Origin of the sequence: Mesorhizobium sp. B2-2-3, from assembly GCF_006442405.1 — a bacterium.
In the GTDB taxonomy this organism is placed as follows: domain Bacteria; phylum Pseudomonadota; class Alphaproteobacteria; order Rhizobiales; family Rhizobiaceae; genus Mesorhizobium.
Map to the genome: position 1 here is coordinate 415001 of NZ_VFWC01000002.1, position 20029 is coordinate 435029.

Here is a 20029-nt window from a genome sequence, read left to right on the forward strand (position 1 = left end):
CGCAGGAACCGGAGCCCAATCCGGAGTTGCTGACGGCGTTCGATGATTCGTCGGCGCCAGTGGTGGTGCGCGGCAACCTGCCCAACGTCTATGACGGCATCTACCGCGCCGCCTATTCCTACGGCATGTCCAAGGCCATGACGCAGCGGCTCATCAAGCTGTTGGCTTCCGATGTCGACTTCCAGTCCCGCCTCAATCCGGCCGACCGTCTCGAAGTGCTGTTCTCGCAGCCCGACGGCGACGACCAGACCTCGGACAATTCCGAACTGCTTTACGTCTCGGCGACCTTCGGCGGGCAGACGCGCAATTTCTACCGCTTCCAGATGCAGGACGGCAGCACGGATTATTTCGACGAGGACGGCTCGAGCGCCCAGCAGTTCCTGCTGCGCAATCCGTTGCCGGCCGGAAAGTTCCGCTCCGGCTTTGGCGCGCGCAGGCACCCGATCCTCGGCTATGTCCGCATGCATACCGGCGTCGACTGGGCAGCCCCCATCGGCACGCCGATCATCGCCGCGGGCAATGGCGTCATCGAGAAGGTCGGCTGGGCCGGCGGCTATGGCAAGCAGATCATCATTCGCCATGCCAACGGCTATGAGACCTCCTACAATCACCAGAGCGCTTTTGCCAAAGGCATCGAACCGGGCGTTCACGTCCGCCAAGGCCAGACCATCGGCTATCTCGGCCAGACCGGCCTCGCCACCGGCCCGCATCTTCACTACGAGCTGATCGTCAATGGCACCAAGGTCGATCCGATGCGCGTCCGCCTGCCCGTCGGCAAGGTGTTGAAGGGCGAGGACCTTGTCGCCTTCAAGCGTGAACGCGAGCGCATCGACGACCTGCTGAAGCAGGAAGACAGTGATTCGCTGAAGGTCGCGAGCGCCAAGATCGAAGGATAGTTCCTTCGATCCACCCGTCAGTCGCGAGGGTTTTCGGCGGGCCGGCGCCATGGCAATGATTCGCCTGAAATCGTCATCCAGGCGATGACAGCCGAAAGCAGGCAAAGCAGCGCCGTTACAAAGGAAACAGCCGAGAATGCGGCGTCGCTGGCGGCAAGCCGTGCGGCGTCGACAGCCGGGGCCAGTCCGGTCGTCGCCGGTTCACCGAACCCCGGCACGCCGGGCAAGGCGCTGCCATCCAGGGCCTTCGCGTAGACCCAGGCGGCAAGCGACCCCATAGCCGCAACCGCAATCAGGCCGCCTATGCGCGAGACGGCATTGTTGATACCGGAGGCCGCGCCCGTATCCTTGTCTTCCACCGCCGTCATGATCGCGGTCGACAGCGGCGACACCACCAGCGCCATGCCGAACCCCATCAGCGCCATCAGCGGAAATGTTCCGGTCCAGAAATTGTGGATACCGGCATGCGTCAACAAGCCAAGCCCGGCGAAGGCGAAGGCAACCACCAGACTGCCGCTGGCGATCGGAAAACGCGGTCCGATCCGGTCGGACCACTGGCCGACAGGCCCAGACAGCAGTGCGATCAATGCAGACAGCGGCAGGAAGATGAAGCCGACCTCGGCCGTGCTCAGCCCCCAGCCGGCGATCAAAAGCATGGGCAGGTAGAAAAGATTGGCCGACAGCGCGAAATAGAGGAAGAAGGTCGCGAGATTGGCGCCGGCGAAGGCGCCGATGCGAAACAGATTGAGATCGATCATCGGCTCGCGCTGCCGGCGCTCGTAGAAAATGAAGACGAAAAGCAGGACCACGCCGGCAACGATTGCCGAACCCGACATGAATCCGGCAGCCTCCGCGTTCATCGCCGTCAGCCCGTAGGCCAGCAACCCGAAGGCCAGTGTCGCCAGCGCCGCGCCGCCAAGATCGAGGCTGCGCTTTTCGGTCGGCCGATCCGCCGGGATCTTGGCGAGCAGCAGGTAGATCGAAACCAGCCCAAGCGGCAGGTTGATGGCAAATATCGCACGCCAGATTCCATTGCCGAGGGTCGACAGCACGAAACCGCCCAGCACCGGACCGAGTGCCGTGGTCAGCGCCGAAGCGGCGGCCCAGATGCCGATTGCGCGGCCGCGCTCCTTTTTCGGATAGGCCTTGGCGATGATGGCAAGGCTGCCCGGCACCATGATCGCCGCGCCGACGCCCTGGATTGCGCGAAACGCGATCAGCACCGCCGGATTGGGCGCCAGCGCGCAGGCCAATGAAGCGGCGATGAACAGCGCGATGCCGGCGACGAAGGCGCGGCGCAGGCCGAAGCGGTCGCCCGCAGCACCGCCGGCAAGGATGAGCGCCGAAAGCGTCAGCGCATAGGCATTGGATATCCACTGCGCTTGCGCCAGGCTGGCGCCGAGATCGACGCGGATTGCCGGCGTGGCGATGGCAAGGATCGAACCGTCGATGAAACCAAGCGCTGAAGCCAGGATCGCGGCGATCAGCACATAACGCCGCTGCGACTGCGGGCAGAACGTACCGTTGGCGGTCGGTGGCGGGACGGCAGCGGCTTTGCTCGGTGAATGCATGCAACCTGCATAAACCCGCGGCGCGCGCGCAACAACCAGCCAGCGGTCCCGGTCGTTGAAACCAGCTGCGCAGCCACCTGGCCGCATTGGCAGGTGCCGGCCCACGCAGGTGCAAACAAGCGCCGGCATGCTAAGTTTTCACGCGGCATCGAATGGGAGCCGATCAGGCAGGGGAGAAAACCGATGAAGCGACCGCTCGAACCATCCCAGTCCGGGCTCCACCGCGTCGTCGGGCTGACCGACGGCGTCTTCGCCATCGCGCTGACCCTGATCGTTCTGGAGATTCGTGTGCCGACGCACGAGGCGATCCATTCCGAAGGCGATCTCCTCGACGCCGTCCTGGCGTTGGCGCCGCGCTTCCTGACCTATGCGCTTTCCTTCCTGACGCTGACCATCTTCTGGTTCGGCCAGCAGGCGCAGCATGGGTTGATCACCAGATCCGACAGGCGGCTGGCAACGCTCAATTTGTGCTTTCTCGCCTTTATCGCCCTGCTGCCGTTCTCGACCGATCTTCTGGCCGACTTCCTCGAATTCAGAACCGCGGTCGCCGTCTATTGGCTCAATCTGCTGATGCTCGGCGTCACCCTGATCGCCAGCTGGCGCTATGCGGAGAAAAATGGCCTTCTGGCGGATGATGTCGACGTCGAAACGAAACGCACGGTCTACCTGCGCATCGTCAAGGCGCAGCTTCTGTGGGCGGTCGGCGCCCTGCTCTGTCTGGTCACCCCGCTGCTCAGCGTCGGCTTCATTCTCATGGTGCAGCTGATTTATGCCGCGACACCGAGCGCGAAATGGTTGCGCAGGATAATCGGGTAGAGCAATTCCAGGAAAAACGTGGCGGTTTCCCGGGAAAAGCGCGCAGCGCTGGAGCGGCTCGGAAGTCCATCGAACACTGAACCGCTCTAACCAGCGACGAACGCCGCATCGTCTCAGTCGACGAATTCCACCGTCACACCGGGCGAAACCAGCTTGGCCAGTTCGCGGGCATCCCAATTGGTTAGTCGCACGCAACCATGGCTTTCGGTCTTGCCGATCTTCGAGGGATCCGGCGTGCCATGGATGCCGTAGGTCGGCTTGTCCAACGCGATCCACACCGAGCCGACAGGGCCATTCGGGCCGGGCGGAATGGTCAGGACCTTATTGTTCTCGCCCTGTTTGAAATTGATGTTGGGGTTGTAAGTGTAGTTCGGATCGAGCGCGACACGGGACACGGCATGAATGCCGGACGGCGACGGCGTGTCGGACGAGCCGATGGTGGCGGGATAGGCCGCGACCAGCTTGCCCGCCGTATCATAGGCAAAGACCTCTTTCTTGCCCTTGTCGGCGACGATACGAGCCACCGGCGACGACACCAGTCTGCCGAAATTGGCAACCTTGATGATCGTTCCGGGACGGTTGAAATTGGCCTCCGGGTTGAGCGCCTTGAGATAGTTCTCGTCCATGTGGAAGCGCTCGGCAAGCGCTTCCGTGACCGACGTATAGCCCATGCGGTCGAGCTGCGCCTTCTGGCTGTAATCTTCCGGGATCGACGCAACATAGGGACCGGCCGCATCCTCCGGCGTGATCGTGTAGTTGGCCAAGGCATCGCCGCCCGATTGTGCAAGGGCCGCCTGGATGCCGACGGCGTCGGTCGATCGCAGATTGCTGCCGGTGATCTGGTTGTAGGCAGCCAGCGCCTTGTCGACATTCGAACCGAAGCGCCCGTCGATGACGCCAGGCGAAGCGCCGCCGCGATCAAGCAGCACCTGCAGAGCCGCGACATCCTGGCGTGCTCCGAGCGAAAGCGACGGGTCGACCACAGTCTTGCCGGCTGCTTTCGGCGGTAATCCCGCTTCGTCTGCAGGCGCCGGCTGCGCGGCGGGAGCCGTGGGCTGGACCGGCTCTATCGAGGCCTCGTTCAGCGGCTGGCGCTTGACGGAGGGCGGCGTTGCCGGCTGGGGCGCTTCCGGATAGTTGTCGTCGTAGACGCCGTCGCCGCCGGGGGCCGGCGGGTAGGCCTCGACGGAATTGTCGCCATAGGGATCATATTCCTGGACGGGCGGCGCGATGACCCGGCCTTCGTCTTCCATCTGCCTGCGGCGGAAGCGTGCCATGTCTTCCGGATCGTCGAGATAGTAGCGGTCGTCGTCGGCGGGAACGCGGCCGAGTTCGCGCAGCCGTGTCTCGCGGCGCAGCGCGCGTCGGTCGAGCCTGGTCTGCGGCGGTTGGATGGCGACGACCTTGCCCGTGTCCGCATCGACGATGACGCGGTTGCCCCTGGCGTCGTAATAGATGTCGAGATTGCCGTCCTGGGCCAGCAGGATGCCGCCGTCAGCGGGGCGGACGACCCGCGGCGAAGCGTCCTCAGTCGGCGCGGCGAACGCGCTTGAAAACGCCAGTCCGGCCGCAAGTGCCGAAAGGGTGAAGATCGTCCGCAACATGGTGGGCAAACTCTCCGGTCCGTAATTGCCGTCGCAGGCGGCTTTCGCGCGTAGCGAATCCTTCGCCAGCGAACCACCGCCCGACCATAAGGTTCCAATATGAACCGGGCATGAAGATGGCGGTTTTTCGGCGCCTCGACGAATATCAGCTAAATGCATATCGTCCAAAAGCGGCCCGGTTTGGGGCGAACGACATGCATAGAACCAAGAGCTAAAGCGCGTCGCCTGAATCCGTCGAACGTGACGCGCTTTAGCCTCAGGCAAGTCCCAGTTCCCTTCGCGCCTGCTTCGTCAACTTCAGGGCGACAAGACGATGGCTCTCGCGCAGGTAGTCCTTCAGCGCGCCATCATCCATGCTCTTGCTTGTCTGGCGCTGGATCCATTTCATGCCGCGCGAGGCAAGATAGGGTGCGGGCCGCAAGCCCGGCTGCTCCTTCAGCACATCATAGGCAATATCGGAACATTTGAAGGTAATGAAAGGGTCGCGGCCCTCGCTCCGGCCGCCGATGGCAAAGACCTTGGCGCCGACCTTCCAGACATGGGCGCCGCCCCACTGGACGACATGCGATGTGGCGGGCAGCGAGGCGCAGAAGCCGTTATAGTCGTCCAGCGTCATGCGTGCTCCTGCCGAAAGACGCGAAAAAGCCGCGCGCCCGTCCTGGGCGCGCGGCGTTCAATCAGGCTGCCGCTTCGGTCGCGACGACCGTCGGCTTCGAACGGAAATTCAGCCGGTCGGAGCCGGCGGTCACCTTGACGGTCGAGCCGTCGAGGATCTCGCCGAGCAGGATCTTCTCCGCCAGCGGATCCTGCAGGTCTTTCTGCATCACCCGCTTCAACGGCCGCGCGCCATAGGCGGGGTCGTAACCCTTGGATGCCAGCCAGTCGATCGCCTCCTGGTCCAGCGACAGCGTGATCTTGCGGTCGACCAGCAGGTTTTCCAGCCGCTTGAGCTGGATTTCGACGATGCGGCCCATATCCTGCCGGCGCAGCCGATGGAACAGGATCACCTCGTCGACGCGGTTGAGGAACTCCGGCCGGAACGACGCCTTGACGACGTTCATCACCTCGTCGCGAACCTGATCGACATCCTGGTCCTCGCCGAGATTGACCAGGTATTCGGCGCCGAGGTTCGACGTCATGATGATCAGCGTGTTGCGGAAGTCGACCGTGCGGCCCTGCCCATCGGTGAGCCGGCCGTCGTCGAGCACCTGCAGGAGCACGTTGAACACGTCGGGATGCGCTTTCTCGATCTCGTCGAACAGCACGACCTGATAGGGCCGGCGCCGCACCGCTTCGGTTAGCGCGCCGCCTTCCTCATAACCGACATAGCCGGGAGGCGCGCCGATCAATCGGGCAACCGAATGCTTCTCCATGAACTCCGACATGTCGATGCGCACCATCGCGCTCTCGTCGTCGAACAGGAAGTTCGCCAGCGCCTTGGTCAGTTCGGTCTTGCCGACGCCGGTCGGGCCGAGGAACATGAACGAGCCGATCGGCCGGTTCGGATCCTGCAGGCCGGCGCGAGCGCGCCGCACTGCCTTGGAAACAGCTTGCACCGCCTCGCCCTGGCCGACGACGCGCTTGCCGATCTCGTCTTCCATGCGCAACAGCTTGTCGCGCTCGCCTTCCAGCATCTTGTCGACCGGAATTCCGGTCCAGCGCGAGACGATGTGGGCGACATGATCGGGCGTGACCACTTCCTCGACCATGCCAGCCTTGCCGTCCTGGGCCTCGGCTTCCTTCAGCTTCTTTTCCAGTTCCGGGATCTTGCCATAGGCAAGCTCGCCGGCGCGCTGGAACTCACCCTTGCGCTGGGCGATGGCCAGTTCGTTGCGCGCCTCGTCAAGCTGCTTCTTGAGATCGGCGGCGAGCCCGAGCTTCTGCTTCTCTGCCTGCCATTTCGAGGTCATCTCGGTCGATTCCTCCTCAAGGCTAGCGAGGTCCTTCTCGAGCCGGGCAAGCCTGTCCTTCGAAGCCTCGTCCTTCTCGACCTTCAGCGCTTCGCGCTCGATCTTGAGCTGCATGATGCGGCGGTCGATCTCGTCCAGCGCTTCGGGCTTGGAATCGACCTGCATGCGAAGCCTCGAAGCGGCTTCGTCGACGAGGTCGATCGCCTTGTCCGGCAGGAACCGGTCGGCGATGTAGCGGTTGGACAGCGTCGCCGCCGCGACCAGCGCCGAATCGGAAATGCGCACCTTGTGGTGCTGTTCGTATTTCTCCTTCAGGCCGCGCAGGATGGAGACCGTGTCCTCCACCGTCGGCTCCTCGACGAAGACCGGCTGGAAGCGGCGGGCGAGTGCGGCATCCTTCTCCACATGCTTGCGGTATTCGTCGAGAGTGGTGGCGCCGACGCAGTGCAGTTCGCCGCGCGCCAGCGCCGGCTTCAGAAGGTTGGACGCATCCATGGCGCCGTCCGCCTTGCCGGCGCCGACCAGGGTGTGCATCTCGTCGATGAACAGGATGATCCCGCCGGCAGCGGCAGTGACCTCGGAAAGCACGGCCTTCAGCCGCTCCTCGAACTCACCGCGATATTTGGCGCCGGCGATCAGCGCGCCCATGTCGAGCGCCATCAGCTGCTTGTCCTTCAGCGATTCCGGCACGTCGCCATTGACGATACGCAGCGCCAGGCCTTCTGCAATCGCCGTCTTGCCGACGCCCGGCTCGCCGATCAGCACCGGATTGTTCTTGGTGCGGCGCGACAGCACCTGGATGGTGCGGCGGATCTCGTCGTCGCGGCCGATGACCGGATCGAGCTTGCCGGCGCGGGCATCGGCGGTGAGATCGCGCGCGTATTTCTTCAGCGCGTCATAGCCCTGTTCGGCATTCGCCGAATCGGCGGTGCGGCCCTTGCGGACATCGTTGATCACCTGGTTGAGCGCCTGCGCGGTAACGCCGGCCTTGGCCAGTATGTCTGATGTCTTGGCCGATTTCTCGACTGCAAGCGCCGTCAACAGCCTTTCGACCGTGACGAAGCTGTCGCCGGCCTTCTTGGCCAGTTCCTCGGCCGTCGAAAACACCTTGGCCAACGGCTGTGCCAGATAGAGCTGGCCGTTGCCGCCCTCCACCTTGGGCATCGCTTCGAGTGCCGTCTCGATGCCGAGCTTGACGTCGCGGACGCTGCCGCCGGCGCGCTCGATGAGCGACGCAGCCAGACCCTCGTCGTCATCGACGAGCACTTTCAGGATATGTTCGGGGGTGAATTGCTGGTGGTTGCGCGAGAGCGCCATGGTTTGCGCGGATTGGATGAAGCCGCGCACGCGCTCCGAGTATTTCTCGAGATTCATACCTGTCTCCTTCCGTCACCGGCCCGCTTTGCGGCACCGGATCAGTTTGCGGTGACGGACCCGCCCGTGAGAGCCGGATCCAGTTGAGGCTGATATGGTGCGCAACCCGCGAACCCTCAAGACGTCTCGATGGCTGCGAAAGCATAATATTCCACGGCCGCGCAAAACGAAAACGGCGGAGATTTCTCTCCGCCGTTCAATGCATGGAAGCGTCGCCGCTCAGTTGTCGATGTCGGCGACCGCGGTGTCGGCGTTGCCATTGTCCGTCGGCGCCGCGACCACCTCGCCAGCGTCGGCATTGTCGTTGCCGCTGGTGATCTGGTCGGCATTGCCGCGCGGGCGGCGCGGACGCCTCGGACGACGGCTGGGACTAGTCTCCGCGGCCGTCTCATTGAGTTCGGCCTGGGCTGCGAGCCCGGCCGGCGACAGGTTCTCGAACAGCGGCGCCGCCTGCTCGACCGGCGCGGCGGATTCGGCTGGCGTGACGGCCTCGGCCTGTTCGGCCGTCTCGTTGCGCTGCTGCTGGGCACCCTGCTCGGCGGACGAACCATAATCGCCGCGCTGGCTGTTCTGGCCATAGCCGCCATTGGGGCGGCGGTCGCGATGGCGTCCGCCATTGTTGTCGCGGCCGCCACTGTTGCGCCCGCCATTATTATCACGATCGCGATTATCACGATCGCGGCCGTTTTCCCGGTTCAGCGCGACTTCGGCCGGCATGCCTTCGATAACCGGCTGCGGACCCGCGCCGTGGTTGATCACCGGAACCGGCGCATCCGCAACGTTGTTGCCGGCGTTGCCGACATTGTCGAACTCGTCGCGATCCTCATCGCCATCATCGTCGAATTCGTCGCGATTCTGCTGGACGTTCTGGATCGGCATCTGCGCCTGCGCGGCGGCAATGATGCGATTATAGTGCTCGGCGTGCTGGAGATAGTTCTCCGCCATCACCCGGTCGCCGGAGCTTTGCGCATCACGGGCAAGGGTGGCGTACTTTTCAGCGATCTGCTGAGCAGACCCACGGATCTTCACGTCCGGGCCGTTGCTCTCGTAGTTGCGCGTCAGGGGATTTGGCCCCTTGCGGTTGTTGTTATTGTTGTTGTTGCCGCCGCCGCCATTGTTGTTGCGACCGCGCATGCGCCTGTTCTGCTGTTGTGGCCTCATTCGACTCTCTTCATATTGAAATTTTCGAAAACTCTTCACGAACGGTGGCGCTCATGCAGCCAGCCGTTTCGTTTCTTCACCGGCGTTCGCCCGCATCAATTGCGTTGGCGCCACGTGCCATCCTGTTCCGGTTACATCACTTGCCGGACGATTCCCGCACGAAGCTTGGGCGTCGTTTGCGCAAGAAGGCAGCTATTTCCAAGGAAAACCGAATCGCTAAGAGCACTGCCTGCTTCGTCTCATCCGGTTAACGCGACCCTAGCCGCATTCCCCGGCATTGCCAAGCGGTTTTTTTCGCACTGCGTCAAGGCTTTCCCCGTTGAAAGACAAGAACCCTGTCGTTTCCGCCGAGGTCGCCGAACGCACCAGCGACCGCATAGCCGGACGAGCGAAATATAGCGGTGACCTCGATGTGCTGTGTGTAGCCGATCTCGACCGCAATCCTGCTTCCGGCTTCTAGAAACTTAGCCGCCTCAGCGGCGATGACCCTGTAAGGGGCCAACCCATCCGTGCCGCCATCCAGGGCCAGGCGCGGGTCGAAATCCCGGACTTCATCCTGCAGATTTCCGATGTCCTCCGATCGTATATAGGGAGGGTTTGCGACAATTACATGGTATCGACCAGAAACTTTTTCGAACCAGTCGGACAGCAGCGCCGTGAACCGGTCGCCAAGCCCCAATTGCGCGGCATTGCGCGTTGCCGTCCTCAACGCCCCTTCCGAGAAGTCGACCCCGGTGGCAATCGCTGCCGGCACGGCGCTGAGCAGCGCCAGCGCGATGGCTCCGCTGCCGGTTCCCAGATCGAGGATGCGGCACTCGCCCTCGCGCATGACGGTTGCCCTGACAAAGGGCAGTATGGCCTCGACCAGCGTTTCGGTGTCGGGCCGCGGCTCCAGCGTTTCCGGCGACAGCGACAGCCGCAACCCGTAGAACTCCCGATAGCCCAGGATGCGGTGCACGGGCTCGCCGCCCGCGCGGCGCCTCAAGGCGCGGTCGATCTGGACAAGAGCGGCGGCATCGACCGCATGTTCGGGATCGGCAATGGCCTGCGTGCGAGTCGTACCTGAAAAGTGCTCCACGATCAGTCTTGCATCGAGCGCCGGATTATCGACCGCCGCCAAGCGCGCTCTCGCTTCCCGCAGCAGCGGCCCCAGCGCCTGGGGCAAAGGATCAGCCATCGAGGCCGATATCGGCGAGCAGCTTCGACTGGTGGTCGGCGATCAGCGCGTCGATGACTTCGTCGAGTTCGCCCATCATCACCCGGTCGAGCTTGTAGAGCGTCAGGTTGATGCGATGATCGGTGACGCGGCCTTGCGGAAAATTGTAGGTGCGGATGCGCTCTGAGCGGTCGCCGGAGCCGACCTGAGACTTGCGCGATTCCGAGCGCTCCTCGTCGGCCTTGCTGCGTTCCAGGTCGTAGAGCCGGGCCCGCAGGATCTGCATGGCCTTGGCCCGGTTCTGGTGCTGCGATTTCTCCGCCTGCACCACCATGATGCCGGTCGGCAAATGGGTGATGCGCACCGCCGAATCGGTGGTGTTGACGTGCTGGCCGCCCGAGCCCGACGCGCGCATCGTGTCGATGCGGATGTCTTCGGCCCGGATGTCGATGTCGACTTCCTCCGCCTCCGGCAGCACGGCCACCGTGGCCGCCGAGGTGTGAATGCGTCCGCTGGCCTCGGTCGCGGGCACGCGCTGCACCCGGTGGACGCCGGACTCGAATTTCAGATGCGCGAAAACCCCCTTGCCGGAAACCGTGGCGATGATTTCCTTATAGCCGCCGGCATCGCCCTCGCTGGCCGATACCGTCTCGAACCGCCAGCCACGCGAAGCGGCATAGCGCTCATACATGCGAAACAGGTCGCCGGCGAACAATGCTGCCTCGTCGCCGCCGGTGCCGGCGCGGATTTCCAGGATGGCGTTCTTGTCATCGGCCGCATCCCTGGGCAAGAGCAGGATGTGGATGTCCTTCTGCAACGCCTCAATGCGCTCATCGACGCCTGGCAGGTCGGCCTCGGCGAGCGCTCGCATCTCGGCATCGGTGCCCTTGTCGGCGAGCATCGCCTCGAGATCGGCCTGCTCCTGCTCGGCCGCACGCAAGGCTCTGACTTTGGCCACCATCTCCTGGAGCTCGGCATATTCCGATGCCATCTTCACATAGGCATCCGGCGCCGGGCCGGCCGACATCTGCGCTTCGAGCATCTCGAAACGCTTGACGACTTGATCCATGCGGTCGCGGGGAAGGGAGATCATTGTAAAGGTGCTATAACGGAATTGAGCGGTCGTCGGCAAAGGCCTGCAGCAGCGCCCGCATCGGCAGCCCCTGGACCGGCGCCATCAGATTGTCGTCAAAGAACGCTTTCAACGCCTCCAGCGGCAATTCGGTCAGCATCGCCTTGACCGGACCGATCGAAGCGGGCGACATCGAGATAGAACGGAAACCGAGGCCGACCAGCGCCATTGCCGAGATCGGTTTGCCGGCGAGTTCGCCGCAGAGTGTGACGGGCGTGTGGTTGCGGGCACCGGCATCGGCGATGGTCTTGAGCACCCGCAGGAACGGCGTCGACAACGTGTCGAAGCGATCGGAAAGCTGCGTGTTGCCGCGGTCGACCGCCATCACGAACTGGAACAGGTCGTTCGAGCCGACCGAGACGAAGTCGACCGCCTTCATCAACTCGTCAAGCTGGAACAGGAGGGACGGCACCTCCAACATTGCCCCGAGCTTGAGGCTGGTCGGCAAATGATGGGCAAAGCGCGACAGATGCCGCACCTCGCGGTCGATGATTTCGCGCGCCTGGGCGATCTCGCCGAGCTCGGTGACCATCGGCAGCATCAGCTTGAGCTCCCGCCCGCCGCAGGCTTTCAGCAGGGCGCGGATCTGGGTGCGCAGCAATCCCGGACGGTCCAGCGTCAGGCGGATCGCCCGCCAGCCGAGCGCCGGGTTCTCTTCCTGGATGGCGCCTTTGAAATAGGGCAGCACCTTGTCGCCGCCGATGTCGATGGTGCGGAAGGTCACCGGCTTGCCGCGCGCGGCATCGAGCACGTCGCGGTAGAGCCGCTCCTGCGCCTCGGCACGGGGAAAGGTCGAGGCGACCATGAACTGCAATTCGGTGCGGAACAGGCCGATCCCGGCGGCACCCGACTCGGCCAGTTGCGGCAGGTCGACGGCAAGCCCGGCATTCATCAAAAGGTCGACCGCAATGCCATCCTTGGTCACCGACGGCTTCTTGCGCAGTTCGCGGTAGACTTCCTGCCGGCGCGCCCGGAACCGCACCTTTTCGGCATAGGCGGCTTCGAGATCCGACTGCGGACGAAGATGAATCGCGCCTTCCTCACCGTCGACGATGATGGCATCGCCGTTTTCCGCCATGGAAACGGCGCCCTTCATCTGCCCGGCGACGGGAATGCCCATGGCGCGCGCGACGATGACGACGTGGCTGGTGGCGGCGCCATCCTCGAGCACCAGTCCGCGCAATTTGTCCCGGGGGTAGTCGAGCAGTTCGGCGGCGCCCATCGAGCGGGCGACAATGATGGCATCCTTCGGCAGCGAGGCCGCGACATCGTCAGGCCCGCGTCCCATCAGCTGGCGCAGAAGCCGGTTGGCGAGGTCGTCGAAATCGCTCATCCGCTCGCGCAGATAAGGATCGGTCATGTGCAGCATGCGCGCGCGCATGTCGCTCTGCACCTTTTCGACCGCAGCTTCCGCCGTCAGGCCGTTGCGGATCGCCTCTTCCAGCCGCCGGACCCAGCCGCGGTCGTTGGCGAACATGCGGTAGGCTTCCAGCACCTGGCGATGCTCGCCCTCGAAGGCGACGTCGCGGCGCTCGAGCATGTCGTCGATGGAAAGCCTGAGCGAGCCGAGCGATGCCTCGAGCCGGCGGACTTCCTCTTCGCTGTCCTCGTTGAACAGGTTGGTGACGACGATGCGCGGTTCGTGCAGCACGACATGACCGAGCCCGACGCCCTCGTTGAACGACAGGCCGGTGAAGCTGACCGGGCGGCGCAGGTCGAGCTCGAGGCCGGGCCGCGTCAGCCGCGCCAGATCGCCGGTGGCGATCATCTCGGCGATAACCATGGCGGTGGTTTCCAGCGCCTCGACCTCGTCGTCGCGATAGTGGCGCATGGTCTTGTTCTGCACCACCAGCACGCCCAGCGTGCGCCCTGCCCTGAGCACCGGCACGCCGAGGAAGGAATTGTAGATCTCTTCCCCGGTTTCCGGCAGGTAGGCGAAAGCCGGATGTTCCTGCGCATTGGATAGATTGAGCGGCCGCGCGCTGGCGGCGATCGTGCCGACCAGGCCTTGCCCCAGCCTGAGCTGCGCCAGGTGCACCGCGTTGGGGTTCAGGCCTTCGGTGGCGTAGAGTTCGAGCACGGAATCGGCGCGCAGCACATAGAGCGAGCACACTTCGGCGACCATGTTGGAGGCGATGTCGCGCACGATGCGGTCGAGCCGCTCCTGCGGCTCCAGCGGCTCCTGCATGAGCTCGCGGAGCCGTTTCAGCAGAACGCGCGGGCCACTGGCCGGGTCACGCATCGCGGCTTCTTCTCCAATAGGCTTCCTGCCGGCGCAGTTTCGGCCGCCGCCGGCACGCACGCTACAACTGATTCAGTCTGCTACTGCTTATCCAGACCGTAGACGGAATGCAAAGTGCGAACCGCGAGTTCCGTGTACGGACCGTCGATCAGTATCGAAATCTTGATCTCGGAGGTGGTGATGGCGCGGATGTTGATCGCCTTGTCGGCCAGCGCCTTGAAGGCGGTGGCGGCAACGCCGGCATGGCTTCTCATGCCGATGCCGATGACCGAGACCTTCGACATGCCAGCTTCCGACTGCACGACGTCATAGCCGACATCGGCCTTCAGCCGGTCGAGCACGGCCAGCGCCTTGTCGACGTCTCCGGAGGGCACCGTGAAGGTCATGTCGGTAAGCTTGCCGTCCTCGGAAATGTTCTGGACGATCATGTCTACGTTGATGTTGGCCTCGGCCAGCGGCCCGAAGATGCCGGCGGCGACGCCCGGTCGGTCGCCGACACGGCGCAGCGAAATCTGCGCCTCGTCCTTGGCATAGGCAATTCCGGTGACGACCTGCTGTTCCACGATCTCTTCCTCGTCGCAAATAAGCGTTCCGGGCGGATTGAGCAAATCCCCCATTCCGGGCGCGTCGGGATCGTCGAAGGACGACCGCACGAAGGTACGCACCCTGTGCACCATGGCAAGCTCGACCGATCGCACCTGCAGAACCTTGGCGCCGAGCGAGGCCATTTCAAGCATTTCCTCGAACGATATCTTGGCCAGCCGCCGCGCCTTGGGCTCGATGCGCGGATCGGTGGTGTAGACGCCGTCGACGTCGGTATAGATGTCGCAGCGGTCGGCTTTGACGGCGGCCGCGATCGCCACCGCGCTGGTGTCGGAGCCGCCACGACCAAGCGTTGCGATGCGGTTGTCCGGTCCGATGCCCTGGAAACCTGCGATGACGGCCACCTGGCCCTCGCCAAAGCGCTTGATCAGGAAAGCGCCGTCGATATCGAGGATGCGTGCCGCGCCATGCGCGTTGTCGGTCTTGATCGGGATCTGCCAGCCCTGCCAGGAGCGGGCGTGCACGCCCATGTTCTGCAAGGTGATCGCCAGGAGGCCTGCCGTCACCTGCTCGCCGGACGCAACCACGGCATCATATTCGCGCGCGTCGTGCATCGGCGAGGCCTCGCGCGTCCAGCCGACCAGTTCGTTGGTCTTGCCGGCCATCGCCGAGACCACCACCGCCACCTCGTGGCCGGCATCGACCTCCCGTTTGACGTGACGCGCCACATTGCGGATGCGGGCGATGTCGGCGACGGAGGTTCCGCCGAATTTCATCACGATGCGCGCCATGGAAGCGAAATGCCTTTGACTGAAGCCGGCTCTGCGCCGAAAAACCGAGGAAAGCGCCCGGCTGGCGCCGGCCGCTGAATGCGCGGCCTCCTTAGCCAAAACATCCAGGCTTCGCAAGCGACGGCTCATAAGAAGAGCGCCGCGCGGGCTGAACGGTAACTTCATTTTGCGCAGGGCCCAACCGGCAAGGCTCACACGGCGACGGACGTCAGCCCAGGCGCACGATGCTTTTCCACAAATGTGGATAGTCGAGCACGAAGCCGAGTGGAGAGACCTCCAGAACCGCCTCATAGCCGAATGCCGGCGCGGCATAGGCGTAGCGGGCCGCGTCGAGGCGTCGATAGGTCTGCTCGAGCCGCATCATTCTGAGCTCGGGAAAGGCCAGATAGGCGGCCGGCGCGGGCGTCGCTTCGCCGACGGCGAGCGCGAACCGGCGGATCGCCAGGAGGTTCGAAGCCGGCGTGAAGCCGAGATCGACGTCTATCAGGCCGGCCACCTCCGGCTGCGGCTCGCCATTCAGCGCCCAGGAGCCGTCGGCGCGGCGTTCGATCCCCAGGGAAAGCTCTTGCGGGCCGAGAAAGCCCTCGACCCGTGCCGAGCGCGTGTGCCAGCCGGCATCGCAATCCACCTCGTAGGCGATGCAACACGGCCTGTCGTCTTGCAGGAAGATGGCCTGCCCCTTCAGGCCGTGCCCACTGGGCCGCTGCGAGAGCATGCAGGAATCGTGACCTTCAAAGTCGAGCCTGCGCCAAAGGATCGATGCGGTCTGAGCCACGGCCATCTCCTTTTTTCAACACGATCTTCCCTTTTTCGCACACCGCCGCGATTTTGTTTCGGCCGAGATGCCCTGAGCTGACACGTCCTGACAGAGCGCCGCCGGCAATACAGGGCGCTTGTCGGCGGTGCCGGCCTCGCACTGTCAGCAGGCGAAAATGCAGCCTTGACTTTCCCTCCCCCACGCCCGACTTGCTAGCGTCCGAGGAGACCAATCGATGCCAGAGCCCCGACGATCGACGATCGATGCCGGAGAAGTGGAGCGCTTTTCCGCCCTTGCCGCCGAATGGTGGAACCCGAACGGCAAGTTCCGGCCGCTGCACAAGTTCAACCCCATCCGGCTTGCCTATATACGCGACCAGGTGGCAACGCGCTTCGGCCGCGATCCGCGCGCGGCACGGCCATTCGAGGGCCTGCGCTTTCTCGACATCGGTTGCGGCGGCGGCCTGCTGTGCGAGCCGATGGCGCGGCTTGGCGCCGAAGTGGTCGGCGCCGATGCTTCCGCCACCAATATCGAAGTGGCCAAATTGCACGCCGCCGAAGTCGGCGTGACGATCGACTACCGCGCCACCACGGCCGAGGACCTGGCCGACGCCGGCGAAAAATTCGACGTTATCCTCAATATGGAAGTGGTCGAGCATGTCGCCGACATCGACCTGTTCGTCGCCAAATGCGGCGAGATGGTCAAGCCCGGCGGCATCATGTTCGTGGCCACGATCAACCGCACGCTGAAGGCGCTAGGGCTGGCCATCATCGGCGCCGAATATGTGCTGCGCTGGCTGCCGCGCGGCACTCATCAGTTCGGCAAGCTGGTGCGCCCGGAAGAGCTGGAAAAGGCGCTCGGCGGCGCCGGCCTGACCGTCATCGACCGCACCGGCGTCGTCTACCACCCGCTCGCCGACCGCTGGCAGCGGTCGAAAGACATGGACGTCAACTATATGGTGCTGGCGGAAAAGGGCACGGTCTGAACCGGCTCACGCCGCCTGACTCTGCGCCCTCGCGCTGGTCCCGCTTTGCGCCTTGGTGGTGATAAACACGCCGGCCGTGATGATGACAGCGCCTGCCCAGGTCAGCAGCTGATAGTGCTCGCCGAGGAAGATCGTGCCCGCGAACAGCCCGACGGCCGCCGCCACATAGCCGATCTGGCTGAGATAGACCGGGCCGCCCACCGCCTGCAGCCGGAAGAAGAAGGCAAACATTGCCGAAGCCGACGCCATCTGCGCGACGACCACAGGCGGTACCGCGCCCAGCGGAACAAACGCTTGCCAGCCGAAAAGCGTCAGGATGCCGAGGAGAAGCAAGGTCGCCGACGCCAGATGGCTGCCCACGGCAAGCTCGATCGGGCCGGTTCCTTCGGGCCAGTCGACGGTGCGGTAGATGTTGCCCGCGGCAAGGCTGACCGGGATCAGCAATCCGATCGTTACCCAGAAATAATCGGCCGGTTGGCCAGCTTCGCCGCGTGTAAGCGCGACCATGACCGCACCGATGAAGCCGACCGCAATGCCGATGACGCCGAGCAGGTTGGGGCGCCGAACGCCAAGCAAGATCGAGAACACGAGCGTGATCACCGGCGATAGCGTGAACATGATGCCCGTATATCCCGCGCCGAGATGCGGGATGGCCGAAAACATCAAGAGGTTGGGAAAGGCATAGGACACCGCCGCCGTGACGAAGAAATAGCGCAGCTTGCGCGCCGTAAGCTTGATGCGCTCGCCACGCAGCAGGAGAGCCAGCAACAGCACGCCGCCGGCACCGAGCGAGATGACGAAGGCCCAGACCATGGCCGGAACGCCGGCGGCGGTCGCAAGCTTGCCGAACGGCAGCGTCAGGCCAAGCAGGGCGCCCGTCACGACCAGCAGGCCAAGCGCCGAATCCCAGAGAAATTTCATCTGATGGTCCTCGTCATCGTCGCCGGCACTTGGCCGCCACTTCATTTTCCGATAAGATAACGAAAAGATTCTTAACGTCAAGATACATGGCAGAATAGATGGACAGGGCGGCAAAGGCGATCGAACAATGGAACAGGGAGAGGCCGGACCTTGACGTCTCGCCGATGGGCGTGATCGGGCGGTTGAATGAAGCATCCTCGCTGATTGCCCGCGAGCGCCTCGCGCCGTTGTTTGCGCGCTATGGATTGCAGGCCGGCGAATTCGACGTGCTGGCCACGTTGCGCCGCTCGGGCGCGCCCTACGCGCTGACCCCGACCGCCCTTTACGAGGCGACGATGGTGACCTCGGGCGCCATGACCAACCGGCTCGACCGGCTCGAAACCTCAGGGTTGATCGTGCGTGGTCCGCATCCCAACGACCGGCGCGGCATCGTCGTGCGGCTGACTGAAAAAGGCCTCGCTTTGATCGACGAGGCCATTGCTGCCCACGTCGCCAACGAGCACGAGATTCTTTCCGGCCTGACGCAAGCCGAACGGGAAACGCTTTCGCGCCTGCTTGAAAAATTGATCGGCAGCGTAAGCTGACCGCTCAGTTCCGATCCTCCGGAAACACCGGGATCGGCATGAACTCGACGCCGTCCTCGGCCAGGCTCTTGGCCTCCTCCAGCGTCGCCTCGCCATAGATGCCGCGCGGGTCGGTCTCGCCCAAATGGATCTTGCGCGCTTCCTCGGCGAATTTGTCGCCGACGTAATCGGCATTCTCGCGAACCTTCTCGGCCATTGCCTTCAGTTGCGCCAGCGCCTGCTTCTGCGCCTCGCCCATGGCGAGCGCTATCGTTTCCTGCTTGCGCGCCGTCGACACGGCCGGCGCCATCAGGGCTTTCTCCACCTTGTGCGAGCCGCAGCTCGGGCAATCGACGAAGCCACGCTTCTTTTGCGTGTCGAAATCGTCATTGCTGCGGAACCAGCCCTCGAACTCGTGCTCGTTTTCGCAGATCAGGGAGAAGCGGATCAAGAGGCCGCTCCCCTGAGACGCGATGTCTCGGACGAACCGGCATTGACAGCGAAATCCCGCGCATTTTTCAGATTGGGGATCTTCTTGCGCGCCGCCAGCGACTGCGCCGGGTCGATCTCGGCGACGATCACCGCCGGCTCATTGTGCGCCGCCTCCGCGATGACGCGGCCCCACGGATCGACGATCAGCGAATGGCCATAGGTTTCGCGGCCGTCCTCGTGAAGGCCGCCTTGCGCAGCGGCCACGACATAGGCGCCGTTCTCGATGGCGCGGGCCCTGAGCAGCACGTGCCAATGCGCCTCGCCGGTTTGGCGGGTGAAGGCGGCGGGCACGGAAAGCAGGTCGGCGCCGGCTAGCGCCTCGGCGCGGAACAGTTGCGGAAACCGCAGGTCATAACAGACGGCAAAGCCCAGCTTGGCGCCTTCGATGGTCGTGACGACCGCCTCCGTGCCGGGCTCGTAGGTCGCGGATTCGCGCCAGCTCTCGCCATTGTCGAGATCGACGTCGAACATATGGATCTTGTCATAGGAGGCGAGCGTGGCGCCGTCCGGACCGAACAGCAGCGCCCGGTTGGCGAGCTTGCCGTCGGCGCGCAGGATGGCGGTCGAGCCGATATGCAGGTGGACGCCAAGTTCGCGGGCCAGTCGGCGGGCGGTCCCGACGATGATGTCCTTGTCCTCTGAGGTGAAAGACGCGGCCTTCTTGTCACGCACCAGCGCTCCGGTCATTTCCGGTGTCTGGATGTAGCTCGCCCCCTGGCCGGCTGCTTCGCGCACCAGCCGCTCGAGGTCGATTGCGTTGCGCTCTGGCCTCTCGCCCGAACGCATCTGGATCGCGGCCGCCTTGAAAACACCCATCGTCATATCCTCAATTCGTCGAACCATTGGCGAGCAACTTGTCCAGCCGGCCTTGCGCCTCCAGCTCGTGGAGGTCGTCGCAGCCGCCGACATGCGTGTCGCCGACGAAAATCTGCGGAAAGGTCGTGCGGCCATGGGCGCGGGAAATCATCTCCTGGCGCAGTTCCGGCGAAAACGACGCGTCATGCTCCGTATAGGCGACGCCCTTGCGCTCGAGCAGCCGCTTGGCGGCCGTGCAGTAGCCGCACATCATGCGTGTATAGATGGTGACGTCGACCATGACGAATTTCCACTGTTTG

18 protein-coding genes (1 of these 18 only partly in view) are annotated in these 20029 nt (G+C 64.0%); 4 read left to right on the forward strand and 14 right to left on the reverse strand.

All coding sequences use genetic code 11. The annotated features are described in order from the left end of the window. Window positions 1-896, forward strand: the 3' end of a protein-coding gene (locus tag FJ951_RS05190; RefSeq protein ID WP_181172198.1) for a M23 family metallopeptidase. Its footprint begins 1075 nt before the window's first position; 896 of the gene's 1971 nt are visible here — the last part of the coding sequence; its start codon lies beyond the left edge, outside the window; the stop codon is at window positions 894-896. A gap of 17 nt (window positions 897-913) precedes the next feature. Here the strand turns inward: FJ951_RS05190 and FJ951_RS05195 are convergent, their stop codons facing one another. Next, a complete protein-coding gene (locus tag FJ951_RS05195; protein WP_140513831.1) occupies window positions 914-2467 on the reverse strand; it encodes an MFS transporter in 1554 nt (517 codons plus the stop codon). Window positions 2468-2650: 183 nt separating this feature from the next. Between FJ951_RS05195 and FJ951_RS05200 the strand changes: the two genes are divergently transcribed. After that, a complete protein-coding gene (locus FJ951_RS05200; RefSeq protein ID WP_140513832.1) occupies window positions 2651-3283 on the forward strand; it encodes a TMEM175 family protein in 633 nt (210 codons plus the stop codon). Between the two features lie 113 nt (window positions 3284-3396). Here the strand turns inward: FJ951_RS05200 and FJ951_RS05205 are convergent, their stop codons facing one another. The 9 genes from FJ951_RS05205 to FJ951_RS05245 all read right to left on the reverse strand — a co-directional run bounded on the left by FJ951_RS05205 (window position 3397) and on the right by FJ951_RS05245 (window position 15971). Then, the gene (locus tag FJ951_RS05205; RefSeq protein ID WP_140513833.1) at window positions 3397-4887 is read right to left on the reverse strand and encodes a L,D-transpeptidase family protein; all 1491 of its coding nucleotides are present in this window, start codon (window positions 4885-4887) and stop codon (window positions 3397-3399) included. Window positions 4888-5143: 256 nt separating this feature from the next. Beyond that, window positions 5144-5503, reverse strand: a complete 360-nt coding sequence (locus tag FJ951_RS05210) for an MmcQ/YjbR family DNA-binding protein (protein ID WP_140513834.1) — start codon at window positions 5501-5503, stop codon at window positions 5144-5146. A 61-nt stretch (window positions 5504-5564) separates the two neighbouring features. Beyond that, a complete protein-coding gene (clpB, locus tag FJ951_RS05215) occupies window positions 5565-8171 on the reverse strand; it encodes an ATP-dependent chaperone ClpB (protein ID WP_140500939.1) in 2607 nt (868 codons plus the stop codon). Window positions 8172-8390: 219 nt separating this feature from the next. Further along, on the reverse strand, window positions 8391-9332 hold the full coding sequence (locus tag FJ951_RS05220; RefSeq protein ID WP_140500936.1) for a DUF4167 domain-containing protein: 942 nt from the start codon (window positions 9330-9332) through the stop codon (window positions 8391-8393). Between the two features lie 304 nt (window positions 9333-9636). After that, window positions 9637-10509 carry a peptide chain release factor N(5)-glutamine methyltransferase gene (gene prmC, locus FJ951_RS05225; protein ID WP_140513835.1) on the reverse strand — a complete coding sequence of 291 codons (873 nt, stop codon included), beginning with the start codon at window positions 10507-10509 and terminating at the stop codon, window positions 9637-9639. Continuing rightward, window positions 10502-11581, reverse strand: a complete 1080-nt coding sequence (gene prfA / locus FJ951_RS05230) for a peptide chain release factor 1 (RefSeq protein WP_140513836.1) — start codon at window positions 11579-11581, stop codon at window positions 10502-10504. Before prfA ends, prmC begins: the two co-directional genes overlap by 8 nt. Before the next feature lie 10 nt (window positions 11582-11591). After that, the gene (ptsP, locus tag FJ951_RS05235; RefSeq protein ID WP_140513837.1) at window positions 11592-13862 is read right to left on the reverse strand and encodes a phosphoenolpyruvate--protein phosphotransferase; all 2271 of its coding nucleotides are present in this window, start codon (window positions 13860-13862) and stop codon (window positions 11592-11594) included. 80 nt (window positions 13863-13942) lie between these two features. After that, complete coding sequence (locus FJ951_RS05240) at window positions 13943-15196, reverse strand: aspartate kinase (RefSeq protein ID WP_140513838.1); 1254 nt, start codon at window positions 15194-15196, stop codon at window positions 13943-13945. A gap of 208 nt (window positions 15197-15404) precedes the next feature. Continuing rightward, window positions 15405-15971 carry a putative glycolipid-binding domain-containing protein gene (locus FJ951_RS05245; protein ID WP_246671084.1) on the reverse strand — a complete coding sequence of 189 codons (567 nt, stop codon included), beginning with the start codon at window positions 15969-15971 and terminating at the stop codon, window positions 15405-15407. Between the two features lie 217 nt (window positions 15972-16188). Between FJ951_RS05245 and ubiG the strand changes: the two genes are divergently transcribed. After that, complete coding sequence (gene ubiG, locus FJ951_RS05250) at window positions 16189-16938, forward strand: bifunctional 2-polyprenyl-6-hydroxyphenol methylase/3-demethylubiquinol 3-O-methyltransferase UbiG (protein ID WP_140513840.1); 750 nt, start codon at window positions 16189-16191, stop codon at window positions 16936-16938. A gap of 6 nt (window positions 16939-16944) precedes the next feature. Here ubiG and FJ951_RS05255 read toward each other — a convergent pair whose 3' ends face one another. Then, window positions 16945-17859 (reverse strand): DMT family transporter, encoded by a 915-nt coding sequence (locus tag FJ951_RS05255; RefSeq protein WP_140513841.1) that lies wholly within the window; start codon window positions 17857-17859, stop codon window positions 16945-16947. A 98-nt stretch (window positions 17860-17957) separates the two neighbouring features. Here FJ951_RS05255 and FJ951_RS05260 point away from each other — a divergent pair, with 98 nt between their 5' ends. Next, window positions 17958-18443: a MarR family transcriptional regulator gene (locus FJ951_RS05260; protein WP_140500921.1), complete on the forward strand. Its 486-nt coding sequence runs from the start codon at window positions 17958-17960 to the stop codon at window positions 18441-18443. 4 nt (window positions 18444-18447) lie between these two features. On the opposite strand, the gene FJ951_RS05265 is transcribed toward FJ951_RS05260, so the two are convergent. Genes FJ951_RS05265 through grxC form a run of 3 tightly spaced genes read right to left on the reverse strand, consistent with a single transcriptional unit; the run spans window position 18448 to window position 20010 of the window. Then, the gene (locus FJ951_RS05265) at window positions 18448-18873 is read right to left on the reverse strand and encodes a DUF1178 family protein (protein ID WP_140513842.1); all 426 of its coding nucleotides are present in this window, start codon (window positions 18871-18873) and stop codon (window positions 18448-18450) included. Next, window positions 18870-19730 (reverse strand): carbon-nitrogen hydrolase family protein, encoded by an 861-nt coding sequence (locus FJ951_RS05270; protein ID WP_140513843.1) that lies wholly within the window; start codon window positions 19728-19730, stop codon window positions 18870-18872. The genes FJ951_RS05265 and FJ951_RS05270 overlap by 4 nt, the downstream gene beginning before the upstream one ends. 10 nt (window positions 19731-19740) lie before the next feature. After that, on the reverse strand, window positions 19741-20010 hold the full coding sequence (gene grxC / locus FJ951_RS05275; protein ID WP_140513844.1) for a glutaredoxin 3: 270 nt from the start codon (window positions 20008-20010) through the stop codon (window positions 19741-19743). Between the last annotated feature and the right edge of the window lie 19 nt (window positions 20011-20029).

Coding starts and splice junctions, on each gene's coding strand:
- FJ951_RS05195 (WP_140513831.1), bottom strand. CDS start 2,467: ATGCATTCACCGAGCAAAGCCGCTGCCGTCCCGCCACCGACCGCCAAC.
- FJ951_RS05200 (WP_140513832.1), top strand. CDS start 2,651: ATGAAGCGACCGCTCGAACCATCCCAGTCCGGGCTCCACCGCGTCGTC.
- FJ951_RS05205 (WP_140513833.1), bottom strand. CDS start 4,887: ATGTTGCGGACGATCTTCACCCTTTCGGCACTTGCGGCCGGACTGGCG.
- FJ951_RS05210 (WP_140513834.1), bottom strand. CDS start 5,503: ATGACGCTGGACGACTATAACGGCTTCTGCGCCTCGCTGCCCGCCACA.
- clpB (WP_140500939.1), bottom strand. CDS start 8,171: ATGAATCTCGAGAAATACTCGGAGCGCGTGCGCGGCTTCATCCAATCC.
- FJ951_RS05220 (WP_140500936.1), bottom strand. CDS start 9,332: ATGAGGCCACAACAGCAGAACAGGCGCATGCGCGGTCGCAACAACAAT.
- prmC (WP_140513835.1), bottom strand. CDS start 10,509: ATGGCTGATCCTTTGCCCCAGGCGCTGGGGCCGCTGCTGCGGGAAGCG.
- prfA (WP_140513836.1), bottom strand. CDS start 11,581: ATGATCTCCCTTCCCCGCGACCGCATGGATCAAGTCGTCAAGCGTTTC.
- ptsP (WP_140513837.1), bottom strand. CDS start 13,862: ATGCGTGACCCGGCCAGTGGCCCGCGCGTTCTGCTGAAACGGCTCCGC.
- FJ951_RS05240 (WP_140513838.1), bottom strand. CDS start 15,196: ATGGCGCGCATCGTGATGAAATTCGGCGGAACCTCCGTCGCCGACATC.
- ubiG (WP_140513840.1), top strand. CDS start 16,189: ATGCCAGAGCCCCGACGATCGACGATCGATGCCGGAGAAGTGGAGCGC.
- FJ951_RS05255 (WP_140513841.1), bottom strand. CDS start 17,859: ATGAAATTTCTCTGGGATTCGGCGCTTGGCCTGCTGGTCGTGACGGGC.
- FJ951_RS05260 (WP_140500921.1), top strand. CDS start 17,958: ATGGACAGGGCGGCAAAGGCGATCGAACAATGGAACAGGGAGAGGCCG.
- FJ951_RS05270 (WP_140513843.1), bottom strand. CDS start 19,730: ATGGGTGTTTTCAAGGCGGCCGCGATCCAGATGCGTTCGGGCGAGAGG.
- grxC (WP_140513844.1), bottom strand. CDS start 20,010: ATGGTCGACGTCACCATCTATACACGCATGATGTGCGGCTACTGCACG.